Genomic DNA, 20,579 nt, shown 5'->3' with positions numbered 1-20,579 from the left:
GCTTTGGGCTCTTTTAGTTTCATCATGGTTTTGAGTGATGCAGACTCAACGACGTATTCTTTGATCGCAAGTGTATCGCTTACCTCACTTCGGTCACATAAATCTAATATTGTCAGAAAGACGGGTGCATATATTATGCGAGTTCAGATAATCCAGAACTGCTAAGTTCGAGCCATCTTGTGATTGAGAGGCTCTCTAAAAAGTCGCGATCATGACTTATTACTAGCAGAGCGCCTTCAAACTGCGACAGCAAATCTCTCACCTCACGGAGGCTTTGAATATCTAGACTATTAGTAGGTTCATCTAAAACAATGAGTTGTTTTGGTGGGGTAGCTAGTAGGAGCTTCGCGAGTGAAAGTCTAAACTGCTCGCCACCCGAGAGTTCAGATACAAGGCTGTCAGGCGTTGCGCTGCTAAAATCAAGCCGAGCAATGACAGCGAATACTCGTTGCCGTTCAAGGTTGGGTATCCCTTGCACAAGCTCGTCCCAGATCGTTTTTGAGTGATCAAGATGTAGTGAGTTCTGAGAGAGAATACCAATACTTTCAAGATCAGGGGTCAAAGGTTCTGCCCAAGCCGGACCAGAGCACCTCAAGGAGCTATTGTTAATGCTTGCTATGAGGCGCGACTTTCCAACACCGTTAGCACCAACAAGTGCAACGCGATCGTCACCACCGATAATGGTTTGCCAGCCAGTGCATGAAGACAAACATATAATCTGACGCCTACTGCCCTCTTGATCTGACAGCAAACCGTCGAGACGCATAGTATGTTCTTTTTCGATGTTATTTTTTGCGGCCAATTCGGTCTCAGCGGCATCTTGGCGTTTCTCTGTTAACTGTGATCGTTGTCTGCTTAAGGTACCCTCAGACTTACTTTTGAGACCGTTCATAGACATTTTAGAGCCGCGCTTCTGAATCGATGCACGTTGATTACCGTTCCTACGAATTGATTGCCGTTGCTCTAATTCTCTAAGAGAACTTTTCAGCCTTTTTACCTCTTTTCGCGCTTTGTTAAGCTCGTGAGTGGCCTCAGCTCGCCTATTCTTTACATGGTTCAAGTAATCAGCGAAGGATCCATCTATCTGAGTCAATCTACCATCACGGATTTCCCAAATCTTGTCAAAGCAATCCATGATATTTCGATCATGTGTTGCCACGATAAGGGTGTATTTAAAGTCGGCAATAAAGCGCACCAGCCGCTCTCTTCCAGCGAAATCAAGGTTATTCGATGGTTCATCAAGCAAACAGATTCTCGGCTTGGCAATCTGAGCTCGCGCTAACCCCAAGTTCGCGAACTCACCACCAGAGATTTCTGAGATCAACCGTGAATACTCTAGTTGTGGGAACCATTCTTCTTTAACAGACTCAAGCAGGCTCGCAAGTTCCCATTTATCACTTAAATACGCTAAGTCCTCCTCATTATAATTACCTTCCTCAAGTCTTTCGGAAGACCTCAAGAACCACTCAACACCAAGAAACTCGGCAACCGTGCGATTATCATCAGGGCTACGATTCTGTGCCATGAAATACGGTGCGGATCCTAGGACTACGGAGCCATGAGATGGAGAAATCGTGCCTGCGATGATACGCAAGAGCGTTGACTTGCCACTTCCATTATCACCGACAACTGCGATACGTGTATTAGAAACATGGCTTGAGATGTCGTTCAATACGAGCACATCTCCATCAAAACTGTGACTCACGCCATTCAAACGTACAGCACTCTGATCCATATTCTTACCTCACAGAGAAATAATAAAGATGAATTAAGGTCGTGCTATTAAGGAAAAGCGCATCGGACTTTCTGTAACATGCTCACAGTCTGTGAAACCCGCAGCTAGAACAAGTGACCGAACATCTTCAGGTTCTCTGACCCGTCCTTGAACAGCACAAGCTAGCGCCAGTTTGCCTATAGCATCAACATGTGATGAAGAAGAAAATCTGATCGCCTCGGAGATAACCAAGTTCGCCCTAGATTGGCGAATCGATCGAAGAATATTTCTTAGTATTTTTGTACAACAGTCATCATCCCAATCAGCTAAAATCGAATCCAACAGAACGACATCTACGCTCGGAAGACTGTCGTGGAAAAAGTCCAGTGGCATAAACTCAATGGTTTTATTGGCTTCAATTCCGTATATTTAGTTTTTACCTGTCTATTTAGTTTTTACTGTTTTTATCCGTTTCATTCTTACTTGAATGAGATTTTATGTGTGTTATTAAATCTCTTAGGAACGAAATTGCTGGTAATGCCAATGGCGTCCATGACCATTGGTTATTTGTAATAAGGAAAGCTATTAGTCCAGAAAGCAAGCATAAAACAAATAGTACAGCGCTTATCCATGTATTTCTTTTAGATGTTTCTATTTCTGCTTTAACAAGTTTGTCTTGTCGTTTAGACTCATCGACCGTAAAAGCATCTGCCTGATTAAGTATTCTTTCTTGTACATTCGTTGGGTACAAATTAAAACTTTCTGGATCTGGCAGTATTCCGCTCCATTCGTCGCTATAACCTAGAGTCTTGAGTGCAAATATAAGTGAAGCAGCTTGTTTTTCTTCAAAGGTAGTTGAATCTATTGTTTCGTTAATGTCATTTGACGTAATTCCGTCGACACTCCCAGCAGTATTCGAGTCATTCTTCGATTCATGATTTGTTTTTGAGCGTTCTTCATTGACGCCTGGCGATATTGTTCCAGCTTCTGAGTCTGATTCGCGCTCGGAATCGTCGGCATAATTGAAATCATTTTTCACAAACTCCTACCTTTTGCTAGTGCGGTTTGATTCTCAAATGAGAATTTAATAGTTTACGCAATATAAAACAGTCTACACAATATAATGAAACTATTTTACATTATTGTTTATTGCTTAGCTAGTGTATAACAAGATTGTTTTTGATTAAAGCAGTAATGTTTATTGAGTTATAAAAGTGATTGTGTTTTTGTTTTAACATTTTTATCTCTGGTTTGTGTTGGCGTTGGTTGCGTATGCGTGTGTGTTTTGAGTGTTGAGTGTGTTGCTTTCGGTTTTGTTTGCTACTAGGGACATTCAAAACCGAAAGCTTTTTGTTTTTCACTCTTTTTGTTTTGAACTGTTTTAGTCTATGATCCCTGTTTTTTTGTAGTGTTTTTGTTGTTTTGTATTATTATTTGTTGTTTTTTGGCCAAGGGTATAGTGTTATCAAATTTGTCAAATAAGCTATTGGATTTGTGTAGTTTGTAGTGAATTATTTAAGTTTGGTAGCGATTTGAAGGTAGTTATGTAAGTTTGCATGTAAGCCTGCGTGTAAGTAGTTATGTAGTCTTGCATGCAAGTTTGCATTGTTTGGAGAGAGTTTTAGGGGAGAGCTGGTTGCTGTGAAGTCAATATTTAGTAAGAATAATATTTTTATTCGCATGAGATCTATTAGTCCGGCATTGCGATGGGCTCTGGTTGGCTTATGTTTTTCTATGCTCGGCAATCAAGCGTATGAAGGATCGGTTTTGCCTATACTCGCGCTGATTTTTACCGCCGGTCTTCTTGTTGTTTTGCCGCAGCTACCAAACACGAGCTACGCTACAGACTAGGGATGTAGTTGTGATTTTGAGTATTCTAATTGTAGTCTATTTGCATAATTTAGTATTTGGGGGGGGGATAACCCTATTCCTATTTGTTACAAGTAAAACTGAGAACACCTTATACATTTTATATATTATCAAAAATAACAACAACAATTGTATGGCAAAAAATTATGGAATAAGATGAGTACTAAACCTAATGATAGGTCTTTTATATATTGTAATTACAAAGGAGAATTTCTATGAAATGTCATATTTTTAAGTCTATTGCTGTAGTTGTTGCAGCATTATCAACCTGTATTTCTCTGGTATCAACTGCTCAAGCTAGTGAGATAGTGGATAATGGACCAAGTGTTGTAGAAAGTAATGTCAGTGATGCGAATATAGATAATTATGCTAAGCGTCTTGAAATTATTTTTTCAAGGTATCTCAAGTTTAATAAAATTAATAAAAAATGGACTATAACACAAGCAGGGGAGTTTTCTCATGTTCCGAAAGAAGTGCTTGAGAATTTAATTCATAAGCTCAATGCAAATGCATCTGTTGATAAGATTTCGTCTAATGATAATCATGCAGTGCGTTCGAAGGATTATGCTAAATGTGTACTTGAAACTACTGGTCTAAGCAGCCTTATTGGAATATTTCATGGTGCTTTAACAAAGTTACTTGAAAATCAGCTTTGGAAGCAAGCTGCTATGTATATTTTAAAGGCAGTTGGTCCAGCCGCATTTAGAGGTGGAGCTGTGGCCCTAGCTGCAAGTTTAGCAGCTTCTGCTATTTGGTGTGCGACTCCGTGGAGTAAGTGAGGAGAATATTCTTATGTACAAGGTTCTTATGTTCGTGCTGAAGTTGGTTCTGTTTACAGCTGTGAATTTTATGTTCCTTTACTTGTCGATGGTGGTATTCGGCCATGATTTTGGTGTGATGTTCAAAACGTATGGGAATGCGCTCGGTCCGCTTATGTTCATGCTTGCTTTGATGACAACGATGTCGTTGCCTAATGAAGGAACCATTTTTGAGGATAAGCGGCAAAAAAGTGTGTCTAAAAACCCGAGTTATCGTTGAAATACCACGGAAAACTCGCTGTTATTAAGCTAAAAAAGCTTAACATTCAGCATTACTTGACATTGAAAACAAAAGGGGCTTAAAAGATAATCGTGCTATTACTGCATAAAATACTTAAGAAATTATCATAAGCCCCTTTTCGGCCTATAGACCTTCTTTTTAGTTTTAATGCAATAAATTTAATATTCCTAATTTTATTTTCAAAAATCACTAGATTGGTTTTATATATTTTTTGAAATAAAAACTATTCTATACAAAGCTTAAAATGCACTCATCTAATCATCCCTTGAATCATCTCACGTGCTACGAAGCATCATCAGAAGATGACTGGACGAACGAGTAGGTATTGAAGAAAGCCAACCAAGCTTGTGTTGGCTTCGCCTTGTCGCTGCCATCATTGCGTTGAACCGCACCATCAGATGCGGCAATTAACCAACCGAGCAAAGCGTCTAAAGCAGCAATGATCTACTAATACTGTGACATTTTGACATTCAAAGAAGTTTGTGTATAATATATAATTGTGTTGTTGTAATTAATTCAAAGGAGTAATATTATGAAACACAAATCCACAGTAAAAATGTGTGCATTTTGCCTATTGTTTACAATTGGAATATTTCCATCAATGGCATCCGCATCCCCGCCTCACAGTGAAGACTTTCTTGCCAATCAAGAAACTGCAACTAATACTGTTAAGTTCCAAGGGAAGACTTTATATTTATTAGATACCTATGTCAATGGCGATGCTGCCAAGGCTAAATATGTTGCTCTCTACGCGAGTGACCTCAGAGCTGCTCAAACCAAATATTCTCTACCAGAACTAACCGTCGACACAGCATCTATGTACAAACAGATTATTATTACTGAAGTTTTGGATGGCCGTCCAGATTTACAACCATTGGTTCAATTTCTTGATGTTTATGAAAACCCTAAAGAGAACTCACAAATTATCGAACAGTTAGATGCGTTCAATCTTAAGATTTCCGAAGGTGAGCTTTCTAAAGACGATGGTATTGCTCTCGCAAAAATGTGGATTCCAACCAAGCCTAAAAATGGGAATGATAGACCAGTTTATGCTTTGCGAAATTCCGGTATCGACCTTAGTAAGGCTCGCGCTTATGCCGAGAAGTGGGCAACAGGGATTAATGGCAAATATGGTGAGGAAAAGAAATGGTATGGTGCCCCTGTTGACTGCACTAATTTTGCTTCGCAGATCCTACACGCCGGTGGTGTACCAATGGATACCTATAATGATCAAAATAAAGGATGGTGGTGGAAATCGAAGGGAGATCGCTCTACATCATGGGTGAATGCCAATGTTTTCAAAAACTACATGGGGTCTGGTTATAGCACAAAGCACTGGGATAGTTTCGTGTCTAATGTGCGTAGTGGAGATTTCATTGCTGTAGACTTCACAAGTGATGGGACTGTAGATCATGTGGGCTTCGTCCACACCAAGAGCGGTAGAAAGTTGCGGATTGCACAACATACCAACAACTACCTTAAATGGAATGGCGGATGGCCAGATTCAAATGGCAGAGGAACGTACTATCGTGTCCGCCGCTAAAGGTAATAGGCTACAGCTAATACCCCTAATAGCTGTGCTAGCAGGCCTAGGAATACTAGTTTATCGCTTCTGGTTGAACACCTCTGCTCTGTACGCTCCATTCTACGCTCTCATGGCGTGCGGGGTTGTTGGTGCGTTGATTCAGTTATTGGTTGCAATAACAACTACTTGTTTGTACCGCAGAAAAGTTATAGCTATCGTGGATGTGACAGTGATTATAATTACATTGTTGATTATTCTATTTGGCGATTATATAGCATGCAGTGTGCTGAAATTGCCTGTTGTTAGCTATGCTTGGAGCCCTGGAACGCAGATTAACACCGTTGCTACAATCTTGTCCGGTGCTGTGGTGACATTCCTAGCATTCTGGGAACAACGCAAAATAAAGTGACAGTAAAACCATATGAAAAATCTACAGTTAGGTATATTCTTGCGCATTCGATGACTAGTTTTTCTCATAAGGGAATGTAGTACCGATTGCTATATACCTGCCAGATTCTAGGCGAATAACCTTTGTGCTATTCGCCTAGATTTTTATATATTCTCATCACTGCGAGTGCTATTGCGTCTCATGAGATATAGGCCAAAAGGGGCTTAGGACAGTTTTTAGACATTTTGTGCAACTATAGCACGATGTTCCGTAATTGTCTTTCCATTAAGACCTGTTTTAATTCTGTGGTTGTTGTAAAAATCAATGTAAGTATGAATAGCTTTACGTAATTCTTCTGTACTATCCCAGTTAAGTGGATAATACATTTCTGTTTTCATTCGTCCAAAAAAGCCTTCACAGGCAGCATTATCTCAACTGTTTCCTTTTCTTGACATGGAGCGTGTAATACCAAGACCTTCTAATCTCTCAATCCACCTGCCACCTCTATAGTGATTTCCTCTATCGGTATGAATAGCTAAGCTTTTACATTCTGTAGTGTCAAGGGTAGTTAAAGCCCCTTCTAACATTTCATCTACAAGACACTGATCTGGGTGGTTTGAAAGAGCGTAAGAGACCACTTTACCATCAAAACAGTCAATCATAGGGCTTAAATAGAGTTTTGACTCTTTTACTGAAAACTCAGTAATATCTGTAAGCCAAATCTTATTAGGTGAATCTGCATGAAAATTATTATTAACAATGTTACTACATGCAGGAGTAATTTCTCCTCTATAGCTTGAATAGCGTCTTTTACGCCTAGCATATCTAACCTCAATTAACTCTTCTTTCATGAGCCGTCTTACTACTTTTTCAGATACTCTAATACCTTTAGTTCTCAACACTAACCATATTCTAGGAGAGTCATAAGTAAAGAAGTTTTCTTCTGCAATCTCGTGTATGCAACTCCGTATATGTGCGTATTCGTCAGGTTTTTTTGAAGAGCCTTTTTAGCATAGTAATAACTTGAACGTTTTATCTGAAGTGTTTTAATCAGAAGCTCTAACGGTAACACTAAAAGTAGTTAGGCCTATAACACTTTTTGCGGAGTGAGGATTTCTGATATTAATACGGTTGGGATTATATTAGATTTGTTGGGATTGTATTAAATACAGTTGGGACTTTATTAGCCACGGTTGGGACTCTATTAGAGCGTGGCTAATGCTCGTTTTGTTTTCTAAAACGAGTGTTGTTTAACGAGAAGGGGGGTGAAAACATTGTTAACGCTTAAACCTCAAAGCACGTAGCTTTCAAGGCAAGTGTGGTTTTTACATGTCAAACTGTTATAAAAACGAGATTATTCCACTCTTTTTTACACTCATGATACGGGTTTTAAGAAAGAGCGGGTAAATGTTATAAGAATTTTTGGAACAATTAACAAGATTGTGGTTAATGATTAATCAATAAGACACTACTAATAAACAGTTAAAGCCTGATTAGCTATAGGGCGATGAGATACGTCAATAGGATCCTCATGGTTTTTCATGACTCCTATGAAGTACCTCTATTCTACTATGGCTGTTTTTCAGGTATTAGAGTCGGTGCTTCATAAAGTATCGGCTCTTTTTTGTATGTGTCTTCACCCTACCGCTGCAGGCGGGAAGGGTGAGCATGAAGACTCGCAAAACAAATATTAAGGAAAGAAATATCTACACTTACGAGAGGTTGCTTTCCAACAACAATGGTGGCTATGAAAAAGAAGTCATCGTTATTAAACCTGGCGAAAACGGTGTAACCGTTGCGGATATTAAGATGCTTCACTCAATGGATGACAGCGAGGTTTACTACAACAATAAGAACCTGCGTCCAGGTAGAACTGCTGAAGAAAAAGCTGAAATTAAGGCGTGGAAAGAGAAGTACGTCAAACGTTTCGAAGAAAGACACGGCTACAAACCCAACAAAGACGACGTTGACTACGCTGCTGAAGAGCATTTCCCATCCAACTATAATTTCTCGCTCGATTTTGATGCAGATGGTGAGCTTGAAGTAGATAAAAGTTATATTGCTGAAGCTCTCAGTACTACTGATGATTATGGTTTTAGCGGTGATGACCATGGTTTTGAATGGTCAGAAGAAATGGAGCATGCGTTTTCAACACTCACTGACAAGCAGCGTCAGGTTATTCGTTTGATGTTTATTGAAGGATACACTCAGTCAGAGATTGCAAGCATGCTTGGTATCTCGTCTGCCGGTGTGAAAAAGCATCTGGATAAGGCTCTCGAAAAGCTTAGAAAAACGCGTTAAAAAATTCTAGAAATTTTTAGGAGGAGGTTAAAAACTCCTCCTTTTTCTTTGCCTGTGATGTGTAAGGAAGAAACCCCTTATAGAAAGGAGGCAAAACTCGTGAAACACAAGATCGTTATTAACGTCACCGGTGAAAACTGTGAGAAGAAACAGGTTCTACGTGGAGCTGTGATGCGATTACCTCAACGGTTTATCCGCTGGTTGTTTGGTGATTACTCGCAAGTCTACCTATTAGATCCCGGGAAAAGTGTTCAGTCAGTTGATGTCAAAGAAGTTTAAGGAGGAAAACCGTGAAAAAGGAAATATTGAGAGAAGTCATCAAAGACTTGGAAAACTTAACAGCTCATCTTAAAACGCTATTTGATGATGCCGGTGCTTCTGGTGTTGGTTGTAAAGAAACAGTTCCTAATAATAAGGAGTCTGTTAAAAAGGTGAGTTTGGAGGATGTGCGAGCGGTTTTAGCAAAGCTTAGCCAACATGGTAAAACCGCGGAAGTAAAAGCGCTTATCGTCAAGTTCGGAGCTAACAAGCTTTCAGAACTTGATGAAAGTAAGTACGCTGAGCTTCTTGAAGAGGCGAAAGGTATGACAAGTGACTAAGCATGCTTTACTTTCCCCATCTTCTGCTCACAGGTGGATTAAGTGTACTCCGAGTGCTGTTTTAGAAGAAAAGTTTGAAAACACTACTTCTACAGCGGCTGAGGAAGGAACAGCGGCACACGCGTGGTGTGAGTACAAGCTGAATAAGCTTCTTAACCGTCCGTGTGAAAAACCGTCAACAGAGTATGACTCAAACGAGATGCAGGAATGCTCGGATGCTTACGTGGATTTCGTAATGGAAAAATACGAGCAGGCAAAACTTAACTGTCAAGATCCTATCCTTCTCATAGAGCAGAAAGTTGATTTTTCAGCTTACGTGCCTGACGGTTTTGGTACAGCGGACTGCATTATTGTAGGCGAAAAAACGCTGCAGGTTATCGACTTTAAGTACGGTCAAGGCGTGCTGGTTGATGCTTACGAGAATCCTCAGATGAAATGCTACGCGCTTGGAGCTTTAACGCTTTTCGACAGCTTGTATGAGATTCAAACTGTTGAGATGAGTATTTTTCAGCCGCGGCGTGACAACGTATCAACTTTCACACTACCTGTCGCGGAGCTTATCTGTTGGGCTGAAAGCGTGCTTAAACCTAAAGCAGGGCTTGCTATTAAAGGCGAAGGCGAATTTGAAGCCGGAGACTGGTGCAGGTTTTGCAGGGCAAAAGACACGTGCCGTAAACGTGCGGAAGAAAACCTTAAACTTGCAGAACTTGAGTTCAAACCGCCTTCTGTTTTAACAGATAGTGAGATTGAAGAAGTACTCACGCTTATACCTAAGCTCACGAAGTGGGCTGATGATGTTTTAGCGTACGCCACAGATTCCGCTATTAACCACGGCAAAGAGTGGAGCGGTTTCAAACTCGTAGAAGGCAGATCAGTTCGCAAGTTTAAGGATGAGACAGCGGTTATTGAGAAAGCAAAAGCCGCAGGCTTTACTGACATTTTCAAAACTAGTCTTATCGGTTTAACAGAAATGCAAAAGCTGATGGGCAAGAAAAAATTTGAGGATATTCTGGGCGACCTCATTATCAAACCGTCCGGAAAACTTACGCTCGTACCAGACTCGGATAAGCGAGCAAAAGTTAACGTAACAAATGTAAATCAAGAATTCAAAAAGGAGAATTAGTACTATGTCTAAATTAAATAACACTAAGGTTATCACCGGCAAAAACACACGCCTTTCCTATTTCAACGGTTGGGAGCCAAAGTCTATTAACGGCGGCCCTGAAAAATATAGTGTTTCACTGCTTATCCCTAAAAGTGATGTTGAAACGATTACGGCTATTGAGAAAGCTATTGATGCTGCGATTGAGGAAGGTGTCGGCAAGTTCGGCGGTAAGAAACCAAACAAGGCTGCTCTTAAAACACCACTCAGGGACGGGGATATTGAGCGTGATGATGAAGCGTATAAAGGACACTACTTCATTAACGCGAACTCAACCACGGCTCCGCAGATTGTAGACAAACAGGTAAAACCAATCATGGACCGTAGCGAAGTGTATTCAGGCTGCTATGCGAGAGTTTCCATCAACTTCTACGCGTTTAACTCTAACGGTAATAAGGGTATCGCTTGCGGTCTTGGCAATATTCAAAAAATTCGAGACGGTGAACCACTCGGCGGACGTAGCCTCGCAACCGATGATTTTACGACTTTAGAAGATGATGACTTTCTAGCATAAGGAGCGTGAGTTAATTATGGAAATTGTTATAGCGGTTTTTATTTCAGTGTTTATAGGAGTATTACTTCTTGATTTCACGGTAAAGAAACTCGTGAGTCTTTACGTTGATATTAAACACATTCTAAATAGGAATTAGAAGATTCCTGAAAAACAGGATTTAGAAGATTCTATAAGTGGGGTGGCATGTTTTCTGTCACCTCTTTTATTAACTTGGAGGTGGTGTAATTTGGAAAATTTGAGTATAGATTTAGAGACGTTTTCGAGTGTAAATCTTGGTAAATGTGGTGTTTACAAGTACGCAGAATCGGATGATTTTGAAATACTGCTCTTTGGCTACAGTGTGGACGGTAGTGAAGTTCAGGTCGTTGATTTAGCGCAAGGTGAAACCATACCCGAGGTTGTGCTTTCTGCTTTAACGGATGAAACGGTGACCAAGTGGGCGTTTAACGCTCAGTTTGAAAGAGTCTGCCTATCACGCTACCTGCGAGATAAAGGCATCAATGTTAACCCCGGTCAGACAGTGAAAAGTGAAGGCTTGTTTTTAAATCCCAGCTCGTGGCATTGCACAATGATCTGGTCAGCCACCCTGGGGCTTCCCATGTCTTTGGAAAGCGTGGGAGCAGTACTGGGTCTTGATAAGCAGAAACTAACTGAAGGTAAGAATCTTATTAAATACTTCTGCCTGCCGTGTAATCCTACGAAAGTAAACGGTGGAAGAACAAGAAACAAGTATTTTCACGATAAGGAAAAATGGGAGCAGTTTAAATCGTATAACAAGCGTGATGTGGAAGTTGAGATGAGTATTCAAGAAAAGCTCTCACGCTTTCCCGTGCCAGACTTTTTATGGCAGGAGTTTTATCTCGACCAAGAGATTAACGACCGTGGGATAGGAATAGATTCTCTTTTCGTTGAGTCAGCTATAAAACTCGACCAGGAGGTGAAAACGCATCTCATGAGTGAGCTTAAGCATGTTACAGGTTTAGAAAACCCGAACTCAGTTTTGCAGATGCGTTCTTGGCTTAAAGAGCATGGTCTTGAAATGGAGTCGCTTGGTAAAAAAGAAGTTGCTAAAGAGCTTAAGACAGTGGGTAAAGAGTTGGCGGAAGTTTTACGGCTTCGCCAGCAGCTTGCCAAATCATCGGTGAAAAAGTATACGGCGATGAAAAACGCTGCCTGTATGGATTATCGGGAGCGTGGCATGTTTCGCTTCTATGGTGCAAACCGTACAGGAAGGTTCGCGGGAAGGCTCGTGCAATTACAAAACCTGCCTCAAAACCATTTGCCTGATCTAGCGGAGGCTAGAAGTCTTGTTAAACAGGGAAATGTTGAAGCGTTGGAAATGCTTTATGAGGATATTCCGGATACCTTATCCCAGCTTATTCGCACTGCTTTTATTCCACGCACGGGATTTAAGTTTATTGTCGCAGACTTTTCAGCGATCGAAGCGAGAGTCTTGGCTTGGCTTGCAGGTGAAAAATGGCGTATGCGAGTATTCGCGGAAGGTAAAGACATTTACTGCTCGTCAGCCTCTCAAATGTTTAGCGTGCCTGTTGAAAAGCACGGGGTAAACGGGCACCTGCGGCAGAAAGGTAAGATCGCGGAGCTCGCTTGTATTGCTGAAGGTGAACTTGTACTCACAGATGAAGGGCTTGTTCCAATTGAAGAAGTCACTACAAAACAAAAAGTGTGGGACGGAGAAAACTGGGTCAACCATAACGGAGTTGTTTTTAAGGGTGTAAAGGAGGTAATCGAGTATGAAGGACTTAGAGCAACACCAGACCATCTCGTCTGGGTTAAAGGGAAACCGAAGCCAATACGGTTTATTGAATCCGCCATCTGCAAAACACATCTCATACAAACCGGAGATGGTCGGAGAACAATATGGCTGGGTGAAAATCATCAGTGCAGAAAAACATTGGAATCAAAAGCAAAACCACTGTTATGTACTGACACAATGCGTAGGGTGTGGAAGCGTCCAATGGCAGGACTTAAACAGTCTAAAGTCGGGCAAATCAAAAGGGTGTCAAGCTTGCTCACAGCCGAAACAAATACCAATATGGCTAGAAAAGCGGCTAAGTGCTGCAAAACAGCGATGCATCAATCCAAGAGATCCAAACTACAAAAACTATGGAGCAAGAGGGATAAAGTGGTGCTTCCATTCTGTTTTAGAAGCAGGTCTTTGGATTTTACAAGAGATAGACAATGTGCGAAAAGACTGGGAATTAGATCGGATAAATACAAACGGCAACTACGAAAAAGGAAATATCCGCTTTGTTCCAAGAATAGTCAATCAAAACAACAAGCAGAACGCTATCCTAACACGCTGGGAGCAACAATATTGGCCATACGCAAGATCGGTAGTTACAAGAATGTTATCGAAAGGAATAAGCAGAGAAGAAATCATATCAAGAGCAAATACAGCTGTAGCACAACACAGAAAAAACTGGCGTTTAATCGAAGCAAGACTCGAGTTTATGACATACAAAATGCCGGACCAAATCATCGTTTTACCGTATCGGGAAAGCTCGTGCATAACTGTGGCTACGGTGGTGCAGTAGGAGCATTAAAGGCAATGGGCGCTCTTGATATGGGTTTACATGAAGATGATTTGCAACAGTTGGTAAATGATTGGAGATCTGCTAACCCACATATTGTTTCACTGTGGTGGGATGTGGACAGAGCGGTAAAACAGTGTGTACACGAACACATTTCTGTTCGAACACACAATATTGTGTTCACTTACAAGAGTGGGTTTCTTATCATCGAACTGCCTTCGAAAAGATGCCTTTACTATGTGAAGCCACGTGTGGAAGAAAACAAGTATGGTGGTGAATCGGTCACCTATGAGGGTGTGGGGTCTACTAAAAAATGGGAGCGGCTGGAAAGTTATGGGCCTAAATTTGTGGAAAACATTACGCAAGCTATAGCTCGTGACATTCTACTTTACGCCATGCAAACGCTGAAAGAATATCGCATCGTCGCTCACGTGCATGATGAAGCCATTATCGAAGCCGATAAGAATGTGAGTGTTCAAAGCGTGTGTGAGCTAATGGGAAGAACACCACCTTGGGCGGAAGGGCTTGTTTTACGAGCTGACGGCTACGAGTGCGAGTTTTACAAAAAAGATTAAAAAAATTAAAAAAAATTTTAGGAGCAGGGTTAAAAACCTGCTCTTTTTCTTTGCCTGTGATTTAGAAGGTAATCCCGCCTTCAGAAAAAAATCATAGGAGGTAATTTTATGAATGAATTACAAGTTTTTAAGAATGTAGAGCTTGGCTATGTTCGCACAACAGTAGTAGATGGTATTCCTTATTTTGTGGGTAAGGATGTGGCTGAGATTCTTGGTTATCGTGATACATCTGATGCACTGAAAAGGCATGTAGATGAAGATGATAAGCTGACTCGGTGTTTCACCGACTCAGGTCAGAACCGAGAAATGTATGTTATTAACGAGTCTGGTTTATACAGTCTTATTCTTAGAAGTCAGCTCCCTAAAGCGTGTCAGTTTAAACACTGGGTTACATCACAGGTTCTTCCAAGTATCCGTAAGCACGGTATGTATGCGACAGAGGAGCTTATCAACAACCCTGATATGGCTATCGCTGTTTTTAACGCATTGAAAGAAGAGCGTGCTAAAAGAGAAGCGTTAGAGCTTACGACCGCTGTGCAAAAACAGCAGATAGCAGAGCTTAAGCCAAAAGCCAGCTATTACGATGTTGTGCTTAAATGCAAAGACATAATCTCTATGCGTGTGATTGCAAAAGATTATGGCAAGTCAGCACAGTGGATGAATAACTTTTTGCATGACCTTGGTGTGCAGTATAGGCAGTCTGATATTTGGCTTTTATATCAAAAGTATGCCAATCAGGAATATACGAAATCTCGCACAAATACATACGAGGATTCTAATGGTGTTACACACTCAAAAATGCATACTTATTGGACTCAGAAAGGCAGGCTTTTCATCTATCACCTCATGACACAACACGGGATCTACCCGTTGATTGAACAGGAGGCTAAAGATGAGTAAGTCTTATAAAAAGCATTTAGAAACGACACCGAATTTTAAGCCTATCGTCTACATTTGTGCTCCCTACCGTGGAGATAAGGAAAGAAACGTGCAACACGCTATCCGGTGTGCGGCTTACGCGTATTCACGCGGAGCAATCCCAGTAACACCACACCTGCTTTTCCCGTTTATGGATGATGAGAATCAAAAGCATAGAGGGGATGCGATGTTTATGGACATTATTCTCTTAGGCAAGTGCAACGAGCTGTGGGTGTTCGGGGAGAAAATCACAGGCGGCATGCAAGTAGAAATTGATCTGGCTGAAAAACGAAACCAGCCGATTAAGTATTTTACGGATAAGGATTTAGGGGGTGAATATTGATGCTTGAATGCAAAATTTATACAGCTTCCTGTGTGGGAAACAGTAGTAACTGCTTGTATCCTGACGAAATAAAAGTCTGTGATCGAGATAGTTTTAATAAGGCTATCTCTTTTGACCATGTCACAGCACAGTTTACTAACAGTTATAGGTCTAAAGATAATTTCATTTCATCTACCTGTATTCCGATGGACTGTGATAACGACCATTCTGATGTTGGTAAAGACTGGGTGACACCTTTTGATGTTGCTTTAGCGTTTCCGAACGTGTGCTTTTACGCGTCTTATAGTAGAAACCACATGAAAGACAAGCATGGGAAGTGTGCAAGACCACGTTTTCACGTTTATTTTCCAATTGAAGAAGTAAGCGATGCTAAAGCTTATGTGGAGCTTAAAACAAAGATTCAATCAGTATTCCCGTATTTTGACAGTAACGCTCTTGATGCGGCACGTTTCCTCTACGGTGTTAAAACTCCACAGGTAGAACTTTACGATGGTGAAAAAACAATCACTGATTTCCTCTCGGAAGAAGATTTCAGTGAATTTGATGCAGGAACAGAAGAAATACCATCAGGGCAGAGAAACTCTAGGCTTAGTCATATTGCCGGAAAACTCATCAAACGTTATGGGGCGACAGATGAAGCGCATGAGAAGTTTTTGAGTGAAGCTGAGAGGTGTAATCCTCCTTTGCCTGACGCAGAATTATCTAAAATCTGGTATTCGGCTAAAAAGTTCGGGCTTAAAGTAGCAAGTCAGGAAGGTTATATTCCGCCTAGCGAGTATGGCAAAAGCTATGAGGAGTATAAGCCGGATGATTTAACGGATATTGCGATGGCTGAGGTTTTTGCCAAACATAACAAGAATAAGGCTGTTTATACGATGTCTGCCGGCTGGCTTTACTGGACAGGCAAGAAGTGGGAAGCGTCTGAGCTTAAAGTTATGAAACTTTACATGCTTATTGCTAAAAAGGTTTTGAAAAATGCTGGTATCGAGTTTAAGACAGCTTACGAACAGTTCATTCAAGCCGAATCATCAGGTGATAAAGAGCAGGCGGATAAAGCGAAAAGTGAAGTGAATCGGGCAAAACAGTATCTTTCGTTTGCTAAGAAGATGAATGATCACAGTAAAGTGTCCGGAATATTGAAACTTGCTAAATCCATGCTGGAAGTTGCAAACGAAGAACTGGACCGTGATGCTTTCATTCTAAACACGCCTTGCGGAATCGTGGATTTAAAGACAGGCATGCTAAAAGCACATGATCCGTGTTCGTACTGTACGAAAATGACCGCTGTTTGCCCTTCACAGGAGAACATGGGATTGTGGCAGACAACGCTTGATATGGTTACCGCAGGCGATAAAGAGTTTCAAACATTTCTTCAAAGCCATGCGGGTAGTACGCTTATAGGTCAAGTGTTTGAAGAGTCACTTTTGCTGGTGTACGGGTCAGGCGGCAACGGTAAGTCGACCGTGTTTAACGCGGAAGCACACGTGCTTGGAGATTATGCTGGGAAAATACCTGCAGAGTCTTTAACCACTCGGGCTAAAAACGTGAAAGTGGATTTAGCAGAGCTTTGCGGTAAAAGGTTTATTCTTGCCTCGGAAACCGAGGAAGGACAAAGGCTTTCTATTTCCATGCTGAAACAGATAGCAAGCGTGGATGATATTTCAGCTGAGAGGAAATATTATGCTCCTTTTACGTTTACACCAAGCCACTCAACTATTCTCTACACGAACCATCTGCCGAAAGTCGGTTCAAACGATAAGGGAACGTGGCGGAGAATCTTTGTCGCACCGTTTACGAAAGAAATCAAGAATCCGAAAACAGACTATGTTGATGAACTTTTGCAAAAAGCAGGTGGGGCAATACTTCAATGGATGATTGAAGGAGCCAAGATTTATATCCAAAACAGTTATAAATTCCCTGCTTGTAAGGTGGTAGAGCAGGCTAAGGACGCTTATCGGGCTGAAAACGACTGGATAGGCCATTTCATCACTGATTATTGCATTAAGGGTGTGAATGAAACGGAGATGAGTAGGAGTCTTTACTTGTCTTACCGCCAGTGGGCAAACCTTAACGGTGAATATGTTAGAAACGATAGGGATTTTTCTAAGGCTTTACTGTTAGCAGGTTATAGCAAAAAACGGACTGGTAAAGGCTACCAGTGGTGTGGTCTTTCCATCAATCCGAATTTGCAGGCACAGGAGGATTTTCTTTGATGGAAAACACTGTAAAACTGAAAGATACTTCCTGAAAAATGTATAGGCGTGTAGGCAAATGTTTCGTATGGTAAAAACCGGGTTCAGAGAAAAATGTTCTATAGGATTTTTTCATACACGAAAATAGGCGTTGCCTACACGCTACCATGCACGTTTTCAAGAAAGAAAAGCCTGATAAATAGGGGTTTTGTATTGTAGTGTACCCTTTTTCTTTACTTTTTATATAAGAGAAAAAAATAAAAGAAATATAAGTATATATAGAGAAAAGTAAAAGATGGGTCTAAAGCATACATGGCTACACAAATAACATTCGCCTGATGTAAACGGGGCAAAACCAACGAATGAAACAACTCTATTCAATAGATAAAAAATAAGATTTGAGAAAGGTGGAATAAACCATGATTAACAAAAATGAGAGAACAGTAGAAACCTACAAGCAAGCAGGAGCAACAATGCGACTGACTAAGAGTCTGATTAGCCAATTAGTGGTTGATATTAGCCCGGTGCTTTTAGCGAAAGACCAAGACAGACTGCTGAAAGCCATGAACATGATTGATGAAGTATCCTCACACGCTGAGGACAACATGTTCAAAGATCACCCACAATTAAACAATCACTATATTGACGTGTTTTACGGCGATGTTTCCGATGAGCCAAGAAACGAAGTTGATAAGAAAATCATTGAAATGGCAAAAGAGGTATCTGATGGGCTTTTTACGAGAAAAGGAAACTGAGCGAAAACTCGTCCGTGAAGTCAAAGCTGCGGGAGGACTTTGTTTAAAGCTTACGAGTCCTTCCGTTGACGGGCTTCCAGACAGGCTCGTTTTACTCAACGGCGGCAAGATTGGTTTTGTCGAGCTTAAAACACCAGGTAAAAAGCCTAGAGTCTTACAGGTGAAACGGATGAAGGATTTACAGGCTTTAGGTTTTAAGGTTTTCGTGGTTGATGAGAAGAGTCAGATTGGAGGTGTGATTGATGCGATACGAGCCACATGAGTATCAAAAGTACGCGACTGATTTCATTATCACACACACAGCGTCAGCAGTTTTCCTTGAATGCGGTTTAGGTAAGAGTGTTATAAGTCTTACAGCAATTAACGACCTGATGCTTGACTCATTCGATGTTTCCAGGACTCTTGTTATCGCTCCTCTTAGGGTTGCAAACACTACATGGCCTTTAGAGTTAGAAAAGTGGGAGCATTTAAAACACCTGACTTATTCTGTGGTAACAGGCACTGAGAAGGAGCGGATTCAAGCACTAAAAACGCCTGCTCACGTTTATATTATTAACCGTGAAAACGTGGAGTGGCTAATAATGAAAAGCAAACTACCATTTAATTTCGACATGGTTGTGATAGATGAGCTTTCAAGTTTTAAATCGTATCAGGCGAAACGTTTTAAAGCATTACTGAAGGCTAGGCCGAAAGTTAAAAGGATTGTTGGTCTTACAGGAACTCCTTCTTCTAACGGGCTAATGGATTTATGGGCTGAGTTTAGGCTGCTTGATATGGGTGAAAGGCTAGGCCGTTATATTACGTATTATCGGCAGAACTTTTTTGATCCTGATAAGCGTAACCAGCACATGATTTTTTCTTATAAGCCTAAAGATGGTGCTGAGAGTTTAATCTATAAGCAGATAGCTGATATTACGATTTCGATGAAGTCGAAAGACTATTTGAAAATGCCGGCGTGTGTGATAAACGAGGTGAAAGTAGAGTTATCCGGTAAGGAGCGAAAACTCTATGATGAGCTGAAACAGGATATGGTGGTGTCGTTGGAGGGTAAAGAGATTGATGCGATTAACGCAGCGTCTCTTTCAAATAAGCTTCTTCAAATGGCAGGCGGCGCGGTTTATAACGAGAAAAAAGAAAGCGTTCATATTCATGATCGTAAGCTTGATGCTTTAGAGGATTTAATCGAGGCTGCTAACGGTAAACCGGTGCTTGTAGCTTACTGGTTTAAGCATGATCTTGAGCGGATTAAGAAACGTTTTAACGTGCGTGAGATTAAAACGAGTGCTGATATTGCTGACTGGAATGCCGGCATAATTCCTGTAGCATTGATTCACCCGGCTTCCGCGGGTCATGGTCTTAACCTACAGGCTGGCGGTTCAACTCTTATCTGGTTTTCCCTGACTTGGAGTTTGGAACTTTACCAGCAGACGAACGCCAGGCTTAACCGTCAAGGGCAAACCGACACGGTTGTAATCCATCACATCATCACTAAGGACACGATTGATGAGGATGTGATGAGGGCTTTAAGCATGAAGGCTAAAGTGCAGGATGCTTTAATCGAGTCGGTTAAGGCAAGACTATCAATTAACGAAGTGAGGGAAAGGGGTTCTAGAGAGAACTTACCTCAAAATGGAGGTAAGAATGAACAAAAAAGAATACTTACGGCAAGCCTATCTTCTTGATAAGCGGATTAAAGCTGACATGGATGAGGTAGTAAGACTGCGTGAGCTTGCTACAAGTGTTTCTTCATTAAGATACGACAGGGAGTATGTGCAGACGACTCGAAGTATAGAAGCTCCGTTTGTGAAAGCTCTTATAAGGGTTATGGATTTAGAAGCAAAGATTAACATGGAGATTACGATGCTTATCAGTTTGAAAGAGCAGATTTTGGATGTGATTTCTAAACTTGAAAGCGTGGATGAGCAGATGATTTTACGCTACCGTTACATGAGTAACATGACGTGGGAGGATATTGGTAAAGAACTCCATGCTAGCAGAATGACGATTATAAGGTGGCATGGTAAAGCGTTAGAGCACATGGTTTTACCAGATAATCTAATCCAAATCTGAAAAAATGGTACGGTTTGGTACGCTCTGATACGAGATGACA

20 protein-coding genes and 1 pseudogene are annotated in these 20,579 nt (G+C 41.1%); 16 read left to right on the top strand and 5 right to left on the bottom strand.

The features are described 5' to 3' along the window. Positions 1 to 133 precede the first annotated feature (133 nt). The 3 genes from HXT32_RS03305 to HXT32_RS03295 are packed head-to-tail and all read right to left on the bottom strand — an operon-like array spanning position 134 to position 2,753. Entirely contained in the window at positions 134 to 1,735 is a 1,602-nt protein-coding gene (locus tag HXT32_RS03305) for an ATP-binding cassette domain-containing protein (RefSeq protein WP_103014076.1), read from the bottom strand. Between the two features lie 33 nt (positions 1,736 to 1,768). After that, positions 1,769 to 2,107 (bottom strand): methyltransferase, encoded by a 339-nt coding sequence (locus HXT32_RS03300; protein ID WP_103014075.1) that lies wholly within the window; start codon positions 2,105 to 2,107, stop codon positions 1,769 to 1,771. A 55-nt stretch (positions 2,108 to 2,162) separates the two neighbouring features. After that, positions 2,163 to 2,753 (bottom strand): hypothetical protein, encoded by a 591-nt coding sequence (locus HXT32_RS03295; RefSeq protein ID WP_103014074.1) that lies wholly within the window; start codon positions 2,751 to 2,753, stop codon positions 2,163 to 2,165. A gap of 602 nt (positions 2,754 to 3,355) precedes the next feature. On the opposite strand from HXT32_RS03295, the pseudogene HXT32_RS03290 reads away from it, so the two are divergent. The 4 genes and pseudogenes from HXT32_RS03290 to HXT32_RS03275 form a co-directional block, all read left to right on the top strand. Next, a pseudogene (locus HXT32_RS03290) lies at positions 3,356 to 3,502 on the top strand (MFS transporter); the annotation flags it as partial. Positions 3,503 to 3,798: 296 nt separating this feature from the next. Continuing rightward, positions 3,799 to 4,362, top strand: coding sequence for a hypothetical protein (locus HXT32_RS03285; RefSeq protein WP_103014073.1), 564 nt, complete (start codon positions 3,799 to 3,801; stop codon positions 4,360 to 4,362). A 13-nt stretch (positions 4,363 to 4,375) separates the two neighbouring features. After that, positions 4,376 to 4,621, top strand: coding sequence for a hypothetical protein (locus HXT32_RS03280; RefSeq protein ID WP_004573997.1), 246 nt, complete (start codon positions 4,376 to 4,378; stop codon positions 4,619 to 4,621). Between the two features lie 838 nt (positions 4,622 to 5,459). After that, entirely contained in the window at positions 5,460 to 6,185 is a 726-nt protein-coding gene (locus HXT32_RS03275; RefSeq protein WP_158245255.1) for an amidase domain-containing protein, read from the top strand. A 606-nt stretch (positions 6,186 to 6,791) separates the two neighbouring features. Here the strand turns inward: HXT32_RS03275 and HXT32_RS03270 are convergent. Together HXT32_RS03270 and HXT32_RS03265 are read right to left on the bottom strand one after the other, a co-directional pair. Beyond that, entirely contained in the window at positions 6,792 to 6,953 is a 162-nt protein-coding gene (locus HXT32_RS03270) for an IS3 family transposase (protein WP_103084940.1), read from the bottom strand. Positions 6,954 to 6,986: 33 nt separating this feature from the next. After that, positions 6,987 to 7,505, bottom strand: a complete 519-nt coding sequence (locus tag HXT32_RS03265; protein ID WP_422119076.1) for an IS3 family transposase — start codon at positions 7,503 to 7,505, stop codon at positions 6,987 to 6,989. Between the two features lie 718 nt (positions 7,506 to 8,223). Here HXT32_RS03265 and HXT32_RS03260 point away from each other — a divergent pair. From HXT32_RS03260 to HXT32_RS03205, 12 genes are all read left to right on the top strand, one after another. Further along, on the top strand, positions 8,224 to 8,856 hold the full coding sequence (locus HXT32_RS03260) for a sigma-70 family RNA polymerase sigma factor (RefSeq protein WP_422118893.1): 633 nt from the start codon (positions 8,224 to 8,226) through the stop codon (positions 8,854 to 8,856). A gap of 290 nt (positions 8,857 to 9,146) precedes the next feature. Then, the gene (locus HXT32_RS03255; RefSeq protein WP_422118892.1) at positions 9,147 to 9,455 is read left to right on the top strand and encodes a hypothetical protein; all 309 of its coding nucleotides are present in this window, start codon (positions 9,147 to 9,149) and stop codon (positions 9,453 to 9,455) included. After that, positions 9,448 to 10,578, top strand: coding sequence for a DUF2800 domain-containing protein (locus tag HXT32_RS03250; RefSeq protein WP_422118891.1), 1,131 nt, complete (start codon positions 9,448 to 9,450; stop codon positions 10,576 to 10,578). The genes HXT32_RS03255 and HXT32_RS03250 overlap by 8 nt, the downstream gene beginning before the upstream one ends. 4 nt (positions 10,579 to 10,582) lie before the next feature. Next, positions 10,583 to 11,131, top strand: coding sequence for a DUF2815 family protein (locus HXT32_RS03245; protein ID WP_014554452.1), 549 nt, complete (start codon positions 10,583 to 10,585; stop codon positions 11,129 to 11,131). A 226-nt stretch (positions 11,132 to 11,357) separates the two neighbouring features. Next, on the top strand, positions 11,358 to 14,261 hold the full coding sequence (locus tag HXT32_RS03240) for a DNA polymerase (protein WP_422118890.1): 2,904 nt from the start codon (positions 11,358 to 11,360) through the stop codon (positions 14,259 to 14,261). A gap of 108 nt (positions 14,262 to 14,369) precedes the next feature. Next, positions 14,370 to 15,161, top strand: a complete 792-nt coding sequence (locus HXT32_RS03235) for a phage antirepressor (protein WP_422118889.1) — start codon at positions 14,370 to 14,372, stop codon at positions 15,159 to 15,161. Continuing rightward, complete coding sequence (locus HXT32_RS03230; RefSeq protein ID WP_422118888.1) at positions 15,154 to 15,522, top strand: hypothetical protein; 369 nt, start codon at positions 15,154 to 15,156, stop codon at positions 15,520 to 15,522. The genes HXT32_RS03235 and HXT32_RS03230 overlap by 8 nt, the downstream gene beginning before the upstream one ends. A gap of 296 nt (positions 15,523 to 15,818) precedes the next feature. Beyond that, the gene (locus HXT32_RS03225) at positions 15,819 to 17,735 is read left to right on the top strand and encodes a phage/plasmid primase, P4 family (RefSeq protein WP_422118887.1); all 1,917 of its coding nucleotides are present in this window, start codon (positions 15,819 to 15,821) and stop codon (positions 17,733 to 17,735) included. A 398-nt stretch (positions 17,736 to 18,133) separates the two neighbouring features. Continuing rightward, complete coding sequence (locus HXT32_RS03220; protein ID WP_103084950.1) at positions 18,134 to 18,469, top strand: hypothetical protein; 336 nt, start codon at positions 18,134 to 18,136, stop codon at positions 18,467 to 18,469. Next, complete coding sequence (locus tag HXT32_RS03215) at positions 18,441 to 18,731, top strand: VRR-NUC domain-containing protein (protein WP_422118886.1); 291 nt, start codon at positions 18,441 to 18,443, stop codon at positions 18,729 to 18,731. The genes HXT32_RS03220 and HXT32_RS03215 overlap by 29 nt, the downstream gene beginning before the upstream one ends. Continuing rightward, positions 18,712 to 20,151 (top strand): SNF2-related protein, encoded by a 1,440-nt coding sequence (locus HXT32_RS03210; protein ID WP_422118885.1) that lies wholly within the window; start codon positions 18,712 to 18,714, stop codon positions 20,149 to 20,151. The genes HXT32_RS03215 and HXT32_RS03210 overlap by 20 nt, the downstream gene beginning before the upstream one ends. Further along, complete coding sequence (locus HXT32_RS03205) at positions 20,111 to 20,539, top strand: sigma factor-like helix-turn-helix DNA-binding protein (protein ID WP_019260867.1); 429 nt, start codon at positions 20,111 to 20,113, stop codon at positions 20,537 to 20,539. The genes HXT32_RS03210 and HXT32_RS03205 overlap by 41 nt, the downstream gene beginning before the upstream one ends. Positions 20,540 to 20,579: the final 40 nt, after the last annotated feature.

It is taken from the genome of Gardnerella sp. DNF00747, assembly GCF_049262675.1.
GTDB classification, from domain to species: Bacteria; Actinomycetota; Actinomycetes; order Actinomycetales; family Bifidobacteriaceae; genus Bifidobacterium; species Bifidobacterium swidsinskii.
Note: the sequence above shows the minus strand (reverse complement) of the source record. Positions and strands in the feature narration are given on the sequence as shown.